Genomic DNA, 18,961 nt, shown 5'->3' on the forward strand with positions numbered 1-18,961 from the left:
AAGAAAAGATTTTTGTATTGGGGTGTTGCAAAACTTTGTTTAAAACACTTTCTGAATCAGCACCTCCTAGTTTTATCCAACCACAGCTGTGTTTCCTATCTTTTCTGGTTCACAATTTCCTAATTTCATCCAAATTCTTACATCTTTTCTTGCTTTACCGGTTTGCCATCTCCTAGTTTTATCCAATCGATGGTGTATTTCCCGCCTTTGTTGGTCTACAATCTCCTAACTTTATCCAACCACGGCCATGTTTCCTACCTTTGTGAGTTCACAATCTCCTAATTTCATCCAAATTCTTACATCTTTTCCTGCTTTACCGGTTTAACATCTCCTAGTTTTATCCAATCGATGGTGTATTTCCCGCCTTTGCTGGTCTACAATCTCCTAAATTTATCCAACCATAACCATGTTTCCTACCTTTGTGAGTTCACAATCTCCTGATTTCATCCAAATACAAATTCTTTAATTGCATATCCTGGTTCGACATCACTATTAATATCAAAACACAAACAAACACCCCTCCCCAATCCAATAAGTTGAAATCTTCTGTAAAGGTCAATTAAAATAAAACTATCATACTTACAAATGAGGAGGGACAACTAATTATGAAAGCGTTTGTACATTATAAAGTTCCTGGAATGGATGGAACATCCTATTCAGATATTGAGGAAGTAGAACCAAAAGCCGGAGAAGTGAAGGTCAAACTAAAAAGTGCAGGCCTCAATCACCGGGATTTATTTGTTTTACATAGACATAAAGAAACTGAGCCACCTTTAGTAATTGGATCAGATGGAGCTGGGGTTGTTGAGAAAGTCGGTCCTGGTGTCGGGGGCGTTAAGGTTGGGGATGAAGTCATTATCAATCCTTCATTAGGCTGGAAAGAAAAAAGTGACGCACCTCCTTATGGTCATGAGATCCTTGGATTACCTGACCACGGAACATTCGCTGAAAAAATTACAATTTCTGCAGAAAATGTCAGTCCAAAGCCTGCACATTTATCGTGGGATGAAGCTGGCGTACTTGCACTTGCAGCCATGACTGCTTATCGTGCATTATTCACTCGAGCACAAATAACAGAAACCGATACCGTGCTTTTACCAGGAATCGGCAGTGGCGCGGTTACGTTCCTCTTACTTTTTGCAAAGGCTGTAGGGGCACGGGTCATTGTTACCTCACGCTCAGAAGTCAAGCTTAAGCGAGCACTCGAATTAGGCGCGGATGTTGCGATTGACAGTAATAGTGACTGGAATGAAGCACTCAATGGTGAAAAAGTGGATATTGTAGTTGAAACAGTTGGAGCAGCGACCTTCCATAAATCCCTTGGACAACTCCGAAAAGGTGGAAAAATGGTCACATTTGGGGCTTCTGCTGGTGATACGGTGGACTTCAATCTTCGTGAATTTTTCTATGGCCAGTATACGTTACTTGGCTCCACGATGGCGAGTACAGAAGAGTTCCATGAAATGCTTCAATTTGTGAATGAACATAAAATTAAACCAGTCCTCGATAAAGTGTTCCCTCTCGAAGATGCGGCCAAAGCATTGCAACGGATTGAAGAGGCAGAACAGTTCGGAAAAATTGCGATTAAAATTGAAGAGTAACGAAAACTGCACCCCATTTTTAGAGGGTGCAGTTTTTTCATGAAAAATAGGTCGCCAGTTTTTGTTTCATTTGTTCTTTATTCTCGGCAAATTGGCGATGACGGTGCCCGTTCCCTCCTGATGTATGTGGGAAACCATATAGCACGGAATCGGGTGATACATAGCCACTTTCCACAAGATAGTTCAACACGGCGGTCACATTCACCCCTAAGGGAATGATAAGTGGATTTTGAAGACTCTTTATTTCTTCTACAAAACATTCCACCACATACTTCTTTAATACATCTGTTCTTAACATTTTCGGCGTTGAACCACTGTAATTTTTCCCTTTATAAAAAACAGGATATGTAATCACAGAACTTGTTTGCACGAGATGACTTGCCGCCCGAAACAGCTCACTTGTTGATGCAATTTCTAAATAGGAATGTAAGCCAAGCTCGTCCAACATTTGAATTAAATTCTTCCTCATTGGTCCTTCAAAGCTTGAGTTTTTCTTGACCTGATGAAGTAGCTGTTCATCTGATAGACCTTTATTGTTCGGATCGAGAATTGTTGAATACGAGCGTTTCATCTGATGCATGCCTGGAGTGATACCGACAATTATAACCTTCGCGGCTTCATTCACGTATTCAAACGGAGCATAATAGATTTCTAGGTTTTTCTTCTCGTCCTTGTCCAATAAAAATGTCTCAATTTTTAAGTCCTCTTCTTTATAGTCCGCTGGCAATGACAAGATTTTGTTTTTGTATGTTTCAAATTTTGAATAAGGTGCGATTGTCACAGAATTCCCTCCTTTAAGATGTAAAAGGTATACCGAAATTGGTATACCTTAAGCTACTACATCCCGCTCATTTTTAAATTTTTCGTATCGCTTTTCATCCATTATAGTTTTTAACATGTGAACGACATTCCAAACATCCTCAAAAGAATTATAGAGAGGAACAGGGGCAAGTCGAATCATATTTGGAGCACGAAAATCAGGAATGATCCCATTTTCTTTTAAAGCCTTGCAAATTCGTGCTGCTTCTGTATGCTCTAGACCGACATGACCTCCCCTAACAGATTCCTCACGAGGAGAGCCGATCGCAAATCCCATACCAACAAGTTCTGTATCAATTAACTCCATTAAAAAATTCGTCAATAAAAGAGACTTCGTTCGGATATGTTTAATCCCTGCTTCAGCAAACATGTCAAGTGAACCAAGAAGAGGAGCCAAACTTAGCACATGTGGTGTCCCGATTTGAAACGCACCGGCACTGTCCGCAGGGGTAAACGTATGCTCCATATCAAATTGCTTTTCTTTCTTTGACCCAAACCAACCCGCTAGGCCCGGTCGTACTCCAAAATGCTTGCGATTCACATACAACCCAGCAACAGCCCCAGGTCCTCCGTTAAGATGCTTGTAATTGCACCAAAACGCAAAGTCCACATCCCATTCGGAAAAAGAATGAGGGATTGCACCGACTGAATGGCAGCCATCAAACCCGATTAAAATTCCGCGTTGATGTGCTTCAGTCGTTAAGCGCTCCATATCTAAGATTTGACCACTGCGATACAAGATCGATGGTAAAACTACTAAGGCAACTTCGTCCGTCATTGCATCAATGATATCCTCTTCGGACAAATAACGACCGTCACGGCTTTTTACACGAACTAATTGTTCTTCTGGATTAAATCCGTGAATCCGAACCTGGCTTTGCAAGGCATAAATATCGGAAGGAAAATTCAATTCATCCGCTACAATCTTTGTTCGTTTCCCTTTTGGCTGATAAAAAGTAGAAACTAATTGATGTAGATTAACGGTCGTTGAGCCGGTGACAATTACTTCCTCAGGTGAAGCACCAACAAGTGGAGCCAGTAGTTCACTTGCTTTTTCTGACATATAAAACCACGGCTGGCTACCTTGTGTCCAGCCATCGATCCCATTTTGCTTCCAGTCTTCCAATGAATCTAGCAATGATTGTTCCGCCCGCTTCGATAATAGACCGAGCGAGTTCCCGTCCATATAGATGGTATTTGCTTGTAGGTAAAATTCTTCTCGAAACTTGGCGAGCGGATCTTCCCTATCTAGTTTCCTAGCTTGCTCTAAAAACATGGATTTCCTCCTTAAAAGAAATCGTAAATGTAGGCATCGCGGTTCGGAATCATTTTTTCAAAAGCTTCTATATCCTGTTCAGCTCCCTCAATCATTCCAGCCGCAAATAATTCAGTTGGACGCTTGTGACCAAAAAACGCCGCTGATAATGCATTGATAGACAACTTTAGTGAACCTTCTGTTTCATTCACAACACGAACCTCACCCTCTATTACAAGGAATGTTTTTTCATTCCAAGTTGCAAATGGGTCAGAAATCTGAAGCCTCAATGTCTCGTTTCCAGCAAATTTATATTCTTTTAAAAATGACTCAACATCGACAATGCGAACCATAAAATATGGTAAAACCTCTCGTTTCACTGTTTTTTGTTTCTTCAACGAAAAAAACAATGGTTCTTTTTCGTTCGTAATCATTTCTAGTTCAGAAATCATGGAGTCATGTTGACATATAAAATTCCACAAGCCACGACGTGCTTCATAATTGATAGTAACAAACTCCTCAACAGTCATCTTGTTGTCCTTGGATTCATAAAGGATATACCCAATTGGCTGTTCAGAAGCATCATAGTAAATCGCAATATGCAAGTCGTCAACCACACTCTTCCACCATTCATCCTCACGAACTAGCATTCCAGAAAACTGTGACGCATATTGATCATATATCCTCTTAAGTTCATCTAAATTCACATTTTCAAAGAGATACCGCTTCACCGAACCCTCTACAGGCTCAAGCATAACTAAATCAGATCGCTGGAAAACCGTTTTTAAGCGATTACTGAAAAGCTCCCACCCATATTTTCGATAAAAAGAAACATCAAATGGATGCAGCATCGACACGGTAAACCCCTGTTTGTTCATTGTCTCAAGCGCATATGTAAGCAATTCCTTCACATAGCCTTTTCTGCGGTATTCCGGATATGTCGCTACACCTGCTATTCCGCCCATTTTAAAAGATTGTTCACCTACATATGTTGCAAGTGGAATGAGATGAAACTTTGCAGCTAACATACTATTTTCATAGATTCCATATATTTGATGCTTTTTCAGATTCTTGAAGATGGTCTTTTGCTGCTCTTCAGAGACTTTATACTGAAAGGCGTACTCCGATAAACGAACGGAATCCATAAATCGATCTTCTGTCATTCTCTCGATTGCCATAATTCTACAACTCCAATAAATGTAATTATTCAAACGAATACTTATATTTACTCACAACTAACATCTGTTAGGCTAAAAATATGTTTTGTTTCAGAAACGACTGTTCCACCGTTATCCATACATGCTTCTGCTATTTTCATGTTTATTTTGTGGTTATCCCTGATTTCTAGTATCCTCAAAACCCCAAAAGTTACTATTAGAAGACTGCTAATAATGGCAATGAGGAGATTTCTCCTACTTTTACTCATTCCATCACCCCTTCTTAAGGGTAACACAATTACCACATTTTTCAATTTCCAATAAAAAGTTTTACGCAGTTTTTGTAAAAAGTTTTTTATGGATTTTTCATTTCATCCGATGTATGATAGTAACATTAACAATGGGGAGATGGTAAAAATGAGGAAGCAATTAATCTTTGCCATCATTATGTTTGTAGCCATTATGTCTTTTTCAGCTACAATTGCACACTCCCATGCGTTTAAATCATCAGACATTCAAGAGAATACGGTAACGATTAGTGGAGTTTCGTATGATAATCTTACTTTTAATGATGATGGTAAACTAAAGATTTCTTGGGTGCTTTTTTCGATCACATCCATATTACTCGTCCTCCAAGGGATGTTAAAGAATATCGATGTGAACCAATCCATTCGAAAACTCACATGGATGACGCCCATTTTTTATCAATCGAATTATGTGGTGAAGCCTCTTTGATTTTTTAAATTTTAAAAATCAAGGAGGAAAAAAATATGTGGTTTCGATTTATTATGATTGGATTATGTTCGTTAACGGTGACAAGCCTATTCATTTTCCAAGGAATTGAAATAACCCAGGCATTTAAAGACTTTTTCACAAATAAATAATGAAGAAAAACGAATGTAGAGCTAGGTTCTACATTCGTTTTTTATTTTTATTCCTGTGCCATTTTTACGGTAGTGCGATACAAAAGTTCAGTTCCAAGTGCAATATCCTCAAAAGATGAAAATTCCTTTGGATTATGGCTGATTCCATCCTTACATCGAACAAAAATCATCCCGTAATCACACTCATAGGACATCGCTAGTGAATCGTGAAAAGGACCACTCATGAGCTCCATTGGTTCCAATCCGATATTCTGCATCTCATTACGCATGATTTCTTTAATCCACTCCGCGCAATAACGAGGTTCGCTATTCGTATCCTCGGTAATCTTACAAAGTAGTTGATGTTCCTCTGTAATTTCTTTAATCTTTTCACGTAATTGGGCTTCAAGGCGATGACGTCTATTAATGTCAATATCTCTCAAATCCACCGTAAAGCTCACTTTTTCCGGAATGATGTTTCGTGAATCTGGGAAAACTCGCAAGCTTCCAACAGTACCAACAGTTGGGGCACCAGGTTCTTGACTTGCGATTTCATTTAGAGCAACGATGATTTTAGCTGCACCAACGAGTGCATCCTTCCTCATTGGCATTGGAACAGATCCAGCATGCCCTGCAAAACCCTCTAACTCAACGGTTAACCACAGTGGACCTGAAATTCCACTTACAATTCCAATCGGTTTATCCATACTTTCTAAAACGGGTCCTTGCTCAATATGCATTTCAAGGAATGACCCAATGCTTCCTTTTGGATATTCTGATTCTTTAAATTTTGATGGATCACATCCAAACTCGATAAGAGCCTCTCTTCTGGTTACACCATCTTTATCCTTCCGTTCTAACTCCCCTTCTTCAAGGTTTCCTAGGATACCCCTGACTCCAAATAACCCTTTATTAAAACGGCATCCTTCCTCATCAGAAAAGGCAATGACCTCCATGGGTTGGTTTGGAACAATCTGGTTCTCTTTCATCGTTTGAATAACCTCAATGGCACCTAAAACACCTATCGCTCCGTCAAACCTTCCACCATAGGGTTGGGAATCAATATGAGACCCTAGCATTAAAATGGGTTCGTCTGGATTTTTTCCTTCCAATCTACCAATTAAATTTCCAAAATGATCGATTCTAGCACTTAACCCCGCTTCCTCCATCCAACCTTTCACCGTTTCGACGGCTTGACGGTCTTCCTTAGAAAGTGTGAGGCGGCACACTCCAGTTTCACCAATTTTCCCTATTTTCGATAACGCTGTGATTCTTTCTTCAAGCCGTTCCTTATTAATGGTTAGTGTTTGGACATTCATAGCATCAGCCTCCTATTTTTAAATAGTTACATACGGTAGATTATGTGCTTTGGCCACTCCTTCGTAAACGATCTTTCCTGCAATCACATTTAGACCCTTTTGTAAGGATCTATTTTCTGCGAAAGCACGCTCATAGCCTTTATTCGCAATCTGTAGGATATAAGGAACTGTTACATTCGTGAGTGCCATTGTGGACGTTCTTGGGACAGCACCAGGCATATTTCCAACTGCGTAATGAACGACTCCATGTTTCGTATATGTAGGATTTGCATGTGTTGTCACATGTGTCGCTGTTTCGAATATTCCGCCCTGATCAATGGCAACATCCACAATGACTGAGCCTTCCTCCATTAACCGAACCATTTCAGTAGTCACTAGCTTTGGTGCTTTAGCACCTGGAATCAATACTGCGCCAATCACAAGGTCTGATTCAGCCACCGCTTGGCCAATCGTATAAGGATTAGACATGAGAGTCGTAATCGAATTTCCAAAAATATCATCTAATTCTCGTAATCTTGTTGGACTTACATCCAAAATCGAAACTTGTGCACCAAGTCCTACTGCTATTTTTGCAGCGTTCATTCCAACTACCCCACCACCGATGATGGTTACTTTTCCTCGACTTACTCCAGGAACGCCACCAAGAAGAACTCCTTTACCGTCTTTTGTTTTTTCAAGAAAGGAAGCACCGATTTGTGTAGCCATTCGACCCGCTACCTCACTCATAGGGGTAAGTAAAGGAAGACTTCGATCCTCTAATTGAACGGTTTCATAGGCAATGGCCACAACATTTTTTTGCATCAAGGCTTGTGTCAGTTCTCGATCAGCAGCCAGATGCAAATACGTAAATAAGATGAGTCCGTCATAAAAGTATGGATATTCCTCTTGAATCGGTTCTTTTACCTTTATCACCATATCGCAAGCCCATGCGTCAGCAGCCGATTGGACAATGGTTGCTCCAGCTTCCATATAGAGCTCATCGAAGAATCCAGAGTTCTTGCCCGCACCTGTTTCAATAAAAACCGCGTGATTATGTTGAACCAGTTGTGAGACACCCGCAGGAGTCAGGGCTACACGATTTTCATTATTCTTAATTTCCTTAGGTACTCCAATCCTCATCCCCATCCGCCTTTCTCATTCCATTTTCTTCGAACAAACACACCCGTAATCTATGAGAATGTCAAATAGATTACGAGTGTTGGTTACATTTCTTTTTACAAGTCCATTATTTCTTCTACCAAAGTTCGTTGGACAAATTCTAAGTCTTCCTCAGAAATCGCAAGTGGAGGAGCGAGGGTTAGCACATTGTTATACCCTGCCACTGTGGCCCCATTTTTCCCGATAATAAGACCCTTTTGCAGACAGCCCGCGATTACTTTATTCACTTGATTAGCATCAAGAGGTTCTTTCGTTTGTTTGTCCTTGACTAATTCAAGCCCAATCAATAACCCCTTCCCTCTTACGTCACCCACATATGGATGGTCCGCTAAAGCTGCCGAAAGACCATCTTTTAATCGAATCCCAAGATCTTGTGATCGCTCAAAGAGTTTTTCATTTTCCATAATTTCTAGATTTTTAAGGGCTAAGGCACAAGCCGCTGGGTTTCCACCGAATGTATTCACATGGCGGAAATAATCATATTCTTCTGAGCCTTTAAATGCTTCATAAATTTCCTTTTTGACGGCCGTTGCAGATAATGGCAGATACGCACTTGTAATGCCCTTTGCCATTGTAATAATATCTGGTTTCACCCCGTAATTCATATAACCAAATGCTTTACCGGTACGACCGAACCCACATATGACCTCATCCACAATTAAAAGTGCACCATGTTTTTCGCATACTTCCTTTACCCCCGCCATGTACTGGTCAGGTGGAACAATGACACCTCCACCTGTAATGATTGGTTCCATAATCACCCCTGCGATCGTTTCACTTAGTTCCCACGTCATCATACGATCAATATCTTTTACTGACTGTAAGTCCGATGCTTTTGCATCTGCTTTTTCTTCTGAACGATATAAATCAGGTGGTGCTACATGGAGAAAACCTGGTGCGAGTGGTTCATATTTATATTTACGCTGCGCTTGACCAGTTGCCGCAAGCGACCCCATTGAATTACCATGGTAGGCTCGATAACGTGAGATAAATTTGTAACGGGAGTGCTCCCCTTTTTGTTGATGATATTGCCTTACTAATTTAAAAGCCGTTTCATTTGCTTCCGAACCACTATTGGAAAAGAAGATGACATACTCGTCTCCAAGCATTTCATTTAACTTTTCAGCAAGTTTTATCGCAGGTTCATGGCTATGTGTTAGTGGATAATAGGCCATTTCTTTTAGCTGTTCATGAGCAGCATCCGCAAGCTCTTTTCTTCCATACCCCACATTCACACACCAAAGCCCTGACATTCCATCGAGATACCGCTTCCCGTTATGATCTGTTAACCATGACCCTTCTGCTTTCTGTATCACAAGAGTTGAATTCGGATTATATGGCCTCATCGAATGCCATACATAATCCTTATCCTTTGTTAACAGGTCTTCCCCGTGTGTAACCTTTGTCATACCGCCTTCCCTCCTTAATTTTTAATAGTCAAAACGGGACGTTATCATCTTTTTACGCGTATAGAAATTCACTCCATCCTTTCCATTTACATGGAGGTCACCGTAGAAGGAATCCTTCCAACCCGAGAATGGGAAAAACGCCATTGTTGCTGGTACACCAACATTGATACCAAGCATTCCTGCTTCTGCCTCTTCTCTAAACTGTCTGACTGCCCTTGCATCCTTTGTATAGATGGTGGCGCCATTTCCAAAACGTGACTTTCGAATATAGTCAAGACCTTCATCTAAATCCTTAGCACGTAACAGACTTAGAACAGGTGCAAAGATTTCCTCCTTAGCAATCGTCATATCTGGAGTCACATGGTCAAAAATAGTAGGTCCCAAAAAGTTTCCTTCTGGCATCTCATCCATTTCTTTTCTTCCATCCCTTATGAGTTCCGCACCTTCCTCAAGCCCTTTTTCCACGTAGCCCAGAACTTTATTCAAGTGTGACTCGCGAATAACGGGAGTTAGTAACACCTCATCATCCATTCCATTCCCTATTGTTAGCTGATCTGCAGCATCCTTTAACGCTGAAACAAATTTTTCACCGTCTCCCACAACTACAACTGCACTGCAAGCCATACAACGTTGTCCTGCACTACCAAATGTGGAACTGATAATATTGGCTACCGCTTTTTCCATATCTGCATCTGGCATGACAATATGGTGGTTTTTCGCACCTGATAAGGCTTGAACTCGTTTGCCTTGCGCAGCTGCACGCTCATACACATATTTGGCAACAGGCTGTGAGCCAACAAATGATACGGCACTTACATTCGGATGATCTAGCAAACCATTTACAACATCATGTGCCCCATGAACAACGTTTAACACTCCATTTGGTGCCCCCGCTTCCGTAAATAAGCGTGCAAGCTCATTCGCAAGCATAGGTGTCCGTTCAGATGGCTTTAATACAAACGTATTTCCACATGCAATGGCTAATGGGAACATCCACATTGGAACCATCATTGGGAAATTAAACGGGGTAATTCCGCCAACTACTCCCAATGGGTAACGGAACATTTCAGAGTCAATATCCTCTGCAATGTTGGATAATGTCTCACCCATCATTAACGTAGGAGTACCTGCTGCAAATTCCACACACTCAATTCCTCGTAACACTTCACCATGTGCTTCCTTATAGGCTTTACCGTTTTCTTGAACAACCAGTCTTGCCAGCCTTTCATGGTTCTCAGTAAGTAAATAGTGATATTTGTATAAGATCCTTGCCCGCTTGGGAACCGGGGTATTTTTCCAGGTTTTGAATGCTTCTCTAGCAGCTTTTACAGCAAGATCTACATCTTCCTTTGAAGAAAGCGGCACACGTACTAATGTTTCTTTTGTTGCAGGATTCGGCACCTCAAGAGTCTCTGTTCCAAGAGCATCTACCCATTCCCCATTTATATAGTTTTTTAGTACATCTGTTTCACGTTTAACTACAGTCATATTTTGCATTTCCTCCTTTTGTAATCGTACGATTCCTAACCCTTACCCTATAGGTTCATTATCCTTTAATTTGAAAGTGCTTTCATTAGACATTCTGTAAAATAACTGCTTGTAATTTTTCCACATTATGAATGATACCTTTGCACTAAAAAACCCACTCACACAGTGGGCTAAAGAACTTCCTTCTTCTCTTTTAACTGCTTGGATGAGACTAAAAACTCGTACGATAAAATCATAAACTCAATAGCAAGTCGTTTTTCATGACTCATAAAGTCTGAGCCTAGTAGTTTTTCTAGCTTTTGAATACGGTGATATAGTGTCTGCCTCACAATAAATAAGCGCTTTGCTGTTTCTTGTTTAGAGCCGTTACATGATAAATAGGTTTTAAGTGTTTCCATTAGCTTTCCATTATATTTTTTATCATATGCGATGACTGGTTCTAAATATTCCAGAACCACCTCCTGTAAATCAATATGTCTGTGAAGCAATGAAATAAGTCGAAAAATATGTAAATCATCATAAAAATAGCTCTGCGCTGGAACAGACATCCGGTTTTGAATTCGAATTGTTTCAAAAGCCGTTTGATAGCTTTTATGCACATCTGTTAACTCTTCTACAAATTTTCCAATACCAAGTACCGGGTGAAGCTTTGCTTTTACACGATGTATGTCAGAGCTTAAAAGCCTTTGGATACCCTCTTGAACTCTTGCTTTCCATGTCGTAGTTGTTCGCTCATTGAGCATAATTAAAACGATGTTGTTTCTTTTTTCAGCCACAAAAAGTGTAAAGCCCCGCTGTTCAAAAATAGCCCGGCTAAACATTTTGAAATAGGTTAAATCACTTGTTGTATACTCGCCAATTGCATCCAATTTACAAATACAAACAACGGCTCCTTTTGGTTTACTTGTTGAATTCAATGCTAAATATTCATTGATTGACTCTTGGCTTTGTTCACCTTCTAACCAATCGTTAATCCATTCAGTTGCTTCTACTCTTTGCTTTTCCTCGACATAGAGGTTACGAAGAAAAAGCTGAGCAAGGGCTGTTGCTGTTCGATCTAAAATGAGGTGATCAAATTCGGTTAATTCTCTGTCCTCAGTGATGATCACCAATTCGGCATAGCGTTCCCCTAATAAATGGATGGTGCTTTTCGCCACACAGGTAGAATCTTCAGACTGAGATCTTATACATTCTAATAGGTTCATACGTTTTTGTTCGGTAGCTTCTGGAATAAATAGAGATTCATTGTTATTAAAGAGGATGATTACTTGAACATGGAGGTAGCTTCTAATAAATTTTAGAATGTCAACATAATGATCGATTGTTAATAATCTTTTATTTAATGCTTGTGAGTAACTTTCAAGGTTGGAAATCACTTGGTATTGGCGGTTAATAAGGAGTCCATGGATGTCTTGGGTAATTTCAACAAATGGGACTTCTTGTAAAAAAAGGATAATTGGAAAATGGGACTTATTTGCAATATCAATAATTTCTGGTGGGATCGATGAGGTATATGTTCCTATTTCAATACAGATTCCTGCTGCCTGTGAATCAATTAACTGTTCAATGACTGAGATGAATTTTTCCTTATTATCCCTCCAAGCAACTCCTGTTGATAGAATTAATTCATTTCCATTTAAAAGATTCCTGATATTTGTTACTTCAACAACGTGGACCCATTTTACTTGTCGCCCGAGTCCTTCTTTACCAGCAATCACTTTACTGTTTTCAAAATGCCTTCGACTTAAAATATCTTCAACGGTAATAGATGATTTCAATCTACAGCTCCCCTATACTGAATTTTCAGACTACCTATAGTATATACGATATTGGGGATGAAAAGGGGGTTTTTCCAATATTTTTTACCCGCTAAAAAAGCCAGTCTCTGTTAATTACAGGCACCGGCTTTGACATGTTAATCTCGATACAGTCTCTTAAGCACTTTCCTGTTGTTGCTTGATAAGCATCACCGCAAAATATTTACGCCCTTCTGGAGTAATAATGTGTAAAGTCTCTTTTTGACCGTTATTCTCAAAATCTACGAATGCCCCACTAAGGTTTTCGATAACACTCGTCATTTTATATCCTTTTTGAAGTAAAAAATCTATTTTATCTCTCTCTTGTAAAAAGATTTGGTATTCTGACATGTATGGACACTCCTTTGTATCATACCTGTTTTTTTATTGTGCAGTTGTTTTCTGATCTAACTCAACCTCATACATATTGACTTCTTCACCGGTTACGCCTCCAGGCAGAGCCCAATTTAATAGAACCCCTAAAATAGCTGCCAAAGCCATCCCATGAATTTCAAAGTTTGCTGTAAACTTCATGATAGCTCCACCAATCCCAACCACTAAAATGACGGATGAAATGATTAGGTTACGTTTATCGTCTAAATCTACTTTACTATCAACAAGCATCCGTAATCCAGAAGCAGCAATGATCCCAAATAATAATAGGGAAATTCCACCCATTACTGCCGTTGGAATCGAACTAATGAGTGCCGTAATTTTTCCGATAAACCCAAACAATATCGCAAACACAGCTGCACCGCCGATAACAAAAACGCTGAATACTCTTGTAATCGCTAATACACCAATATTTTCTCCGTACGTTGTATTCGGAGGACCACCCATCAAGGCTGCAAGCATGGTAGCAAGACCGTCTCCCATAATTGAGCGATGTAAACCAGGTCTCTGGATCAAATCTTTACTAACAACTTTACTTAATACCATTTGATGACCGATATGTTCAGATAATGTAACAATCGAAACGGGTACCATTAACGCAATAATACTTAATGTCACTGTGGGGGAATAATGGACAAAAGGAAAAAGAAAATCTGGCATTTCAAAAATTTTAGCAGCCTTAACACCTGATAGATCTACCAATCCAACGATGGCAGCAAAAATATAACCGCCAACAATCCCAATCAAAACGGGAATTAAATTTAAAAAACCTCTTAGGAAGATGGAGCTTAAAATTACAATAAGCAGTGTAACTAATGCAACCGAAAAGTGAAGTAGACTATATTCACCATTAACGTCATTCATTGCCATACCAACTGCAGTTGGTGCAAGACTAAGACCGATTACAATGATAACGGGTCCTACCACAACTGGTGGAAGTAATCTAACTAGCCATTTATGGCCTGTTGCTTTAATAATGAGAGCAACAATCCCGTATACAAGACCTGCTAAAAAACTACCAATCATTGCGGCACCTGGACCATCCGCTGCGGTTGCAGCTATGATTGGCGCGATAAATGCAAATGAGGAACCAACATAGGCAGGAACTTGCCCCTTTGTAATAATGAGAAAAGTCAACGTTCCGATTCCACTTGAAATAAGGGCTACACCTGGGGATAACCCAACAAGATACGGAACTAAGATTGTTGCTCCGAACATCGCAAACAAGTGCTGAATGCTTAATACTAAAAACTTCCCTGGAGGCGGTGTCTCATTTATCCCTAAAACAACTTTTTTTGAATCTACACTGCTCATTCCTATTCCCCCTTTACTTTCGTTATCTTTCTATAATTACTTAACCAAATTCTGTGTTTACGTCTCTTTTGAGAAAACTAAATCTTTGAATCTACCGTCGTTTCTGATACAATTACAACTTTCTCATTTTCTGAGATATCCCAGTCACGCCCAACTGTGATCCCTAAATATTTTTCATCATCAGGATCAACAATTTCTGCCTGGGTAAACTTTTTGAAATACCAATATTTTGCGAGTACATAATAAATAACCGCTCCCACACCAAATCCGACAAAGAACGAATATGCGGAGAAGAAATAAGATGCAGTACCTCCAATGATCCAAGCAATCATACCTGCCCAATTGACTCCATTTGAATATCTAAACTGTCCCTCACTCTCATATAGCTCTGGAACGTTAACCCGTCTCTTTCTAAGGATGTAATAATCAGTAAATAAAATTCCTACAATAGCTGATAGAATTCCCCCAATAATAAGCAGTGCTGGAATGATGACTCCAAATAATTTCCAAGGTTGTATGATAACCCCTATGATTCCCGCCGTAATAACCCCTGCCCAAAATGGATATTTTGGTCCTCCCACATTTGAAAAGATAGTTGCAGCAGGTATTACATTAGCTGCTGTATTTGTTGACCATTGAGCAAGAACAATCATTAATAAAAGGATAACTAATACAATTCCACTAGCTGCTTCTTGTAGGGCAACAACAGGATCATAATTTAAGACTGCAACGTACGCGACCGCACCAATGATAATCATTAATAAATTGACAAGTGGCATAACGACAACATTGCCCGCAATTTGGGCTTTGTTTCGTTTAAACCAGTTTCTTTCATACCGTGGAGCTTTAAAGAATCTGGATAACGATGGCATATCAGCAGCAAGTGTTGCCCAAAATCCCATGTTTGCCATAACAACCACCATAAATGCAGTTATTGCAGCAGTTCCATTAACTGGGCTTTCAACCCACGTCCAAATATCTCGACCTTGGTCAGCCGCTTTTCCAGATAGGGAAATAAACATCCAAAACGAGATAAGTAAAATGATAGGGGCAGCTAAATCTGCAAATCTCTCAATTGCTTTCATTCCAAGAGCTGTGTTAACTAACTGAAAGGCTGCAAACAATAAAAAACAGATAAACCAGTTATCAAATCCCACGAGAGTTTTTAAAATTGCATTCATGGCGGTTGCACCAAAATAGGTATTAATTCCAAACCAACAAGAGGCTGTTACACCACGCACTACTGATGGTATATGAGTTCCGATTGTACCGAAAGGAGCTCTCATATAGACAGGAAATGATAGCCCATGCTCTACCCCGATATCACCGATAAACGTCATAAAAATACCTATTAACACTGAGCCTATGATGGTAGCAACAATCACCCATCCAAGAGGTAAATGTCTAACCCCGTCTCCCCCGATCGCAAAAGCCGCTAGTAAAATTGCCATACCAACCCAAATCAAGGAGAAACCAAAGGCACTTATCTTTCTAGCCCCATGGCCTATAGGAAACAAGTCTGGAGATTTCAGATAACTACTGCTTTTTTTCATTACAACACCCTTTCTAAGTTTTATTTTGAATATTCTGAATTACAGAACCAGAACTCACCTCATTTCCTTTTCTTAAATGAAGGAAGGAGCATCAACTCCCCCCTTTCACTAACATTACACTGTGGCTGTTTTATCCTTTGCCATTTCTAAATTTTCACCGTATTTTGCACGTTTTATGAATTGACCTGCACCTAGTTTTCCAACAAATTGTTTATCACGAACAACAAATTCCCCTCTAGACATAACAGATACGGGTTCTCCGGTAAATTTCATTCCTTCAAAGGCACTGTAATCGACTGCCATATGGTGTGTTTCAGCAGATATGGTACGCTCGATATTTGGATCAAAAATCACAATATCGGCATCCGCTCCAACCGCGATCGTACCCTTTTTTGGATACAGTCCAAATAATTTCGCAACTCTAGTAGATGTTAAGTCTACAAACTGATTTAAGGTAATTCTTCCTTTTTTGGCACCTTCTGAGAATAGAACCGTTAAGCGCTCTTCAATCATTGGTCCCCCATTAGGAATTTTCGAGAAATCACCTAAACCAAGCTCCTTTTGACCTTTAAAATCAAACGAACATTGATCTGAACCAAATGTCTGAAGCTGACCTGTTCTTAGCGCATTCCATAGTACATCTTGATTCCATTTTTCACGTAATGGTGGTGACCAGACATATTTAGCCCCTTCAAAATTTGGTTTTTCCAGATACGATTGATCAAGAACTAAATATTGTGGACATGTTTCCCCCCACACATCAAAGCCTTTCTCTCTTGCTTCAGAAATGGCTTTTACAGCGTCTGCACATGATACATGGACAACATAAAGCTGAGAATTCGCTAGTCCTGCGAAGGTTGCAGCTCTTTCTGTTGCCTCTCCTTCGATCTCTTGAGGTCTTGTTAATGCATGATAAATTGGATCTGTCTTTCCTTCACTGAGAGCCTTTTTCACAAGGTAGTCGATGACATCACCATTTTCAGCGTGAACCATGACGAGAGCACCTAATTCTTTAGCTGCCACTAATGTTTTAAATAAGGTTTCATCATCCGCCTGTAGGACATTTTTATAGGCCATAAATACTTTAAAAGATGTGATCCCTTCATTTTCAATCACGGATGGAAGTTCATTTAAAACCGCATCATTTACTTCTCCAATTGAAAGGTGAAAGCCATAGTCAATAACTGCTTTTCCCTTTGACTTCCCGTGCCATGTATTAATTGCGTCTTTTAAAGGCTCTCCTTTATTGGATAAGCAAAAATCTATAACCGTCGTTGTTCCTCCAAAGGCAGCGGCAATTGTTCCGGTTTCAAAATCATCTTTTGTTACAGTACCTCCGAAAGGCATTTCTAGATGGGTATGAGGATCGATTCCACCTGGAAATACATAGCACCCATTTGCATCAATTACTTCTGCACCTTCAGTCGAAAGATTCAACCCGATTTGGCTGATTACGCCATTCTCCACAAGAATTTCTGCTTGATACGTATCTGTTGCTGTTACAATGGTTCCATTTTTAATAATCTTCTTCATCATAACCCTCCCCTAGAAATTACTTTACAGAGTCTACTTTACAACTTACCGCACCAATAGCAGCCTGGCGCTCATTCCATGTCATTGGAGGTAACCCACTTGGGACTTCAACCATTTCAATCGCTCCATCAACCGGACATACGATTGAACATAGGTTACAGCCAACACAGTCTTCCTCTCTAACTTTTAGGATGTTGTATCCATTTCCATCCTTAAGCATATCGATACATTGATGCGACGTATCTTCACAAGCAATATGACATTTATTACAATTTATACAAATATCGTTATTGATACGGGCAACTATTTTATAGTTAAGATCAAGGTCACCCCAATCGGAATACTTTGGAACTGTCTTTCCAACAATATCCATAACCGAAGCAATTCCTTTTTGATCGAGATAATTATCCAACCCATCAATCATGTCTTCCACAATTCTAAAGCCATGATGCATTGCTGCCGTACACACCTGAACTCCAGAGGCACCCATTAGCATATATTCGACCGCATCCTGCCAGGTTGAAATTCCACCAATTCCAGAAATCGGGATATTGATATGTGGACTTCTAGCACATTCAGCGACCATATTAAGGGCAATCGGCTTTACAGCAGGACCACAATATCCCCCATGTGCACCCTTACCTCCAACATGTGGAATTGTGTTCCACGTTTCTAAATCAACTCCTGCTAAACTATTAATCGTGTTAATCATACTAATCGCATCAGCACCACCACGAGTAGCAGCCTCTGCAGTAGCCGTGATATCTGTAATATTTGGCGTTAGCTTAACAATGACGGGTGTTTGCGCTACCTCTTTTACCCAATAGGTTTGTTGCTCTACAAGTGAAGGTACCTGCCCAGATGCCGACCCCATTCCTCTTTCAGCCATGCCATGCGGACAGCCAAAGTTGAGTTCTAAACCATCTACACCCACTTCTTCCACTCTTTTTACAATTTCGTGCCACTTTTCTTGTTTTGGTTCAACCATCAATGAAGCAATGATCGTATGATTCGGAAATAGCTTCTTTGTTTCTTTGATCTCTTTTAAGTTAACCTCAATAGGACGATCTGAAATTAACTCAATATTGTTAAAGCCCGCCACTCGTTGCCCATTGAAGCTTACTGCTCCAAATCGTGAGGTAACATTCAAAATCGGGTCACCTAATGTCTTCCACACCGCTCCGCCCCATCCAGCATCAAATGCACGTTGGACTTGATAACCGGAATTTGTTGGAGGAGCAGATGCTAACCAAAACGGATTAGGGGATTCGATCCCTGCTAGATTAATTCGTAAATCTGCCAT

General features: G+C 40.0%; 16 protein-coding genes. 2 read left to right on the top strand and 14 right to left on the bottom strand.

Annotated features, from left to right (window positions below; genetic code table 11):
• The first annotated feature begins 605 nt into the window (after positions 1–605).
• The gene (locus tag RGU12_RS04650; RefSeq protein WP_309535018.1) at positions 606–1,601 is read left to right on the top strand and encodes a zinc-binding dehydrogenase; all 996 of its coding nucleotides are present in this window, start codon (positions 606–608) and stop codon (positions 1,599–1,601) included.
• A 37-nt stretch (positions 1,602–1,638) separates the two neighbouring features.
• Here the strand turns inward: RGU12_RS04650 and RGU12_RS04655 are convergent, their stop codons facing one another.
• The 4 genes from RGU12_RS04655 to RGU12_RS04670 are packed head-to-tail and all read right to left on the bottom strand — an operon-like array spanning position 1,639 to position 5,101.
• Complete coding sequence (locus tag RGU12_RS04655; RefSeq protein WP_309535019.1) at positions 1,639–2,382, bottom strand: hypothetical protein; 744 nt, start codon at positions 2,380–2,382, stop codon at positions 1,639–1,641.
• A 48-nt stretch (positions 2,383–2,430) separates the two neighbouring features.
• A complete protein-coding gene (gene kynU / locus RGU12_RS04660) occupies positions 2,431–3,696 on the bottom strand; it encodes a kynureninase (protein ID WP_309535020.1) in 1,266 nt (421 codons plus the stop codon).
• 11 nt (positions 3,697–3,707) lie between these two features.
• Positions 3,708–4,853, bottom strand: a complete 1,146-nt coding sequence (locus tag RGU12_RS04665) for a GNAT family N-acetyltransferase (protein WP_309535021.1) — start codon at positions 4,851–4,853, stop codon at positions 3,708–3,710.
• Between the two features lie 47 nt (positions 4,854–4,900).
• Positions 4,901–5,101 (bottom strand): hypothetical protein, encoded by a 201-nt coding sequence (locus RGU12_RS04670; RefSeq protein ID WP_309535022.1) that lies wholly within the window; start codon positions 5,099–5,101, stop codon positions 4,901–4,903.
• A gap of 148 nt (positions 5,102–5,249) precedes the next feature.
• Here RGU12_RS04670 and RGU12_RS04675 point away from each other — a divergent pair, with 148 nt between their 5' ends.
• Entirely contained in the window at positions 5,250–5,567 is a 318-nt protein-coding gene (locus RGU12_RS04675; RefSeq protein ID WP_309535023.1) for a hypothetical protein, read from the top strand.
• Positions 5,568–5,763: 196 nt separating this feature from the next.
• Here the strand turns inward: RGU12_RS04675 and RGU12_RS04680 are convergent, their stop codons facing one another.
• From RGU12_RS04680 to preA, 10 genes are all read right to left on the bottom strand, one after another.
• Positions 5,764–7,014, bottom strand: coding sequence for a M20 family metallo-hydrolase (locus RGU12_RS04680; protein WP_309535024.1), 1,251 nt, complete (start codon positions 7,012–7,014; stop codon positions 5,764–5,766).
• 18 nt (positions 7,015–7,032) lie between these two features.
• Positions 7,033–8,133, bottom strand: a complete 1,101-nt coding sequence (gene ald / locus RGU12_RS04685) for an alanine dehydrogenase (RefSeq protein WP_309535025.1) — start codon at positions 8,131–8,133, stop codon at positions 7,033–7,035.
• A 95-nt stretch (positions 8,134–8,228) separates the two neighbouring features.
• Positions 8,229–9,581, bottom strand: coding sequence for an aspartate aminotransferase family protein (locus tag RGU12_RS04690; RefSeq protein WP_309535026.1), 1,353 nt, complete (start codon positions 9,579–9,581; stop codon positions 8,229–8,231).
• Between the two features lie 21 nt (positions 9,582–9,602).
• Positions 9,603–11,069, bottom strand: coding sequence for a CoA-acylating methylmalonate-semialdehyde dehydrogenase (locus tag RGU12_RS04695; protein ID WP_309535027.1), 1,467 nt, complete (start codon positions 11,067–11,069; stop codon positions 9,603–9,605).
• Between the two features lie 170 nt (positions 11,070–11,239).
• Positions 11,240–12,847 carry a PucR family transcriptional regulator gene (locus RGU12_RS04700; RefSeq protein ID WP_309535028.1) on the bottom strand — a complete coding sequence of 536 codons (1,608 nt, stop codon included), beginning with the start codon at positions 12,845–12,847 and terminating at the stop codon, positions 11,240–11,242.
• 156 nt (positions 12,848–13,003) lie between these two features.
• Positions 13,004–13,216: a hypothetical protein gene (locus RGU12_RS04705; RefSeq protein ID WP_309535029.1), complete on the bottom strand. Its 213-nt coding sequence runs from the start codon at positions 13,214–13,216 to the stop codon at positions 13,004–13,006.
• Positions 13,217–13,249: 33 nt separating this feature from the next.
• Positions 13,250–14,572, bottom strand: coding sequence for a solute carrier family 23 protein (locus RGU12_RS04710; RefSeq protein WP_309535030.1), 1,323 nt, complete (start codon positions 14,570–14,572; stop codon positions 13,250–13,252).
• A gap of 77 nt (positions 14,573–14,649) precedes the next feature.
• On the bottom strand, positions 14,650–16,125 hold the full coding sequence (locus RGU12_RS04715; RefSeq protein WP_309535031.1) for an NCS1 family transporter: 1,476 nt from the start codon (positions 16,123–16,125) through the stop codon (positions 14,650–14,652).
• Positions 16,126–16,239: 114 nt separating this feature from the next.
• The gene (gene hydA, locus RGU12_RS04720; RefSeq protein ID WP_309535032.1) at positions 16,240–17,658 is read right to left on the bottom strand and encodes a dihydropyrimidinase; all 1,419 of its coding nucleotides are present in this window, start codon (positions 17,656–17,658) and stop codon (positions 16,240–16,242) included.
• Between the two features lie 19 nt (positions 17,659–17,677).
• Positions 17,678–18,961 carry an NAD-dependent dihydropyrimidine dehydrogenase subunit PreA gene (gene preA / locus RGU12_RS04725; RefSeq protein ID WP_309535033.1) on the bottom strand — a complete coding sequence of 428 codons (1,284 nt, stop codon included), beginning with the start codon at positions 18,959–18,961 and terminating at the stop codon, positions 17,678–17,680.

Source organism: Ferdinandcohnia sp. QZ13, from assembly GCF_031324165.1.
In the GTDB taxonomy this organism is placed as follows: Bacteria; Bacillota; Bacilli; order Bacillales; family Bacillaceae_L; genus Ferdinandcohnia.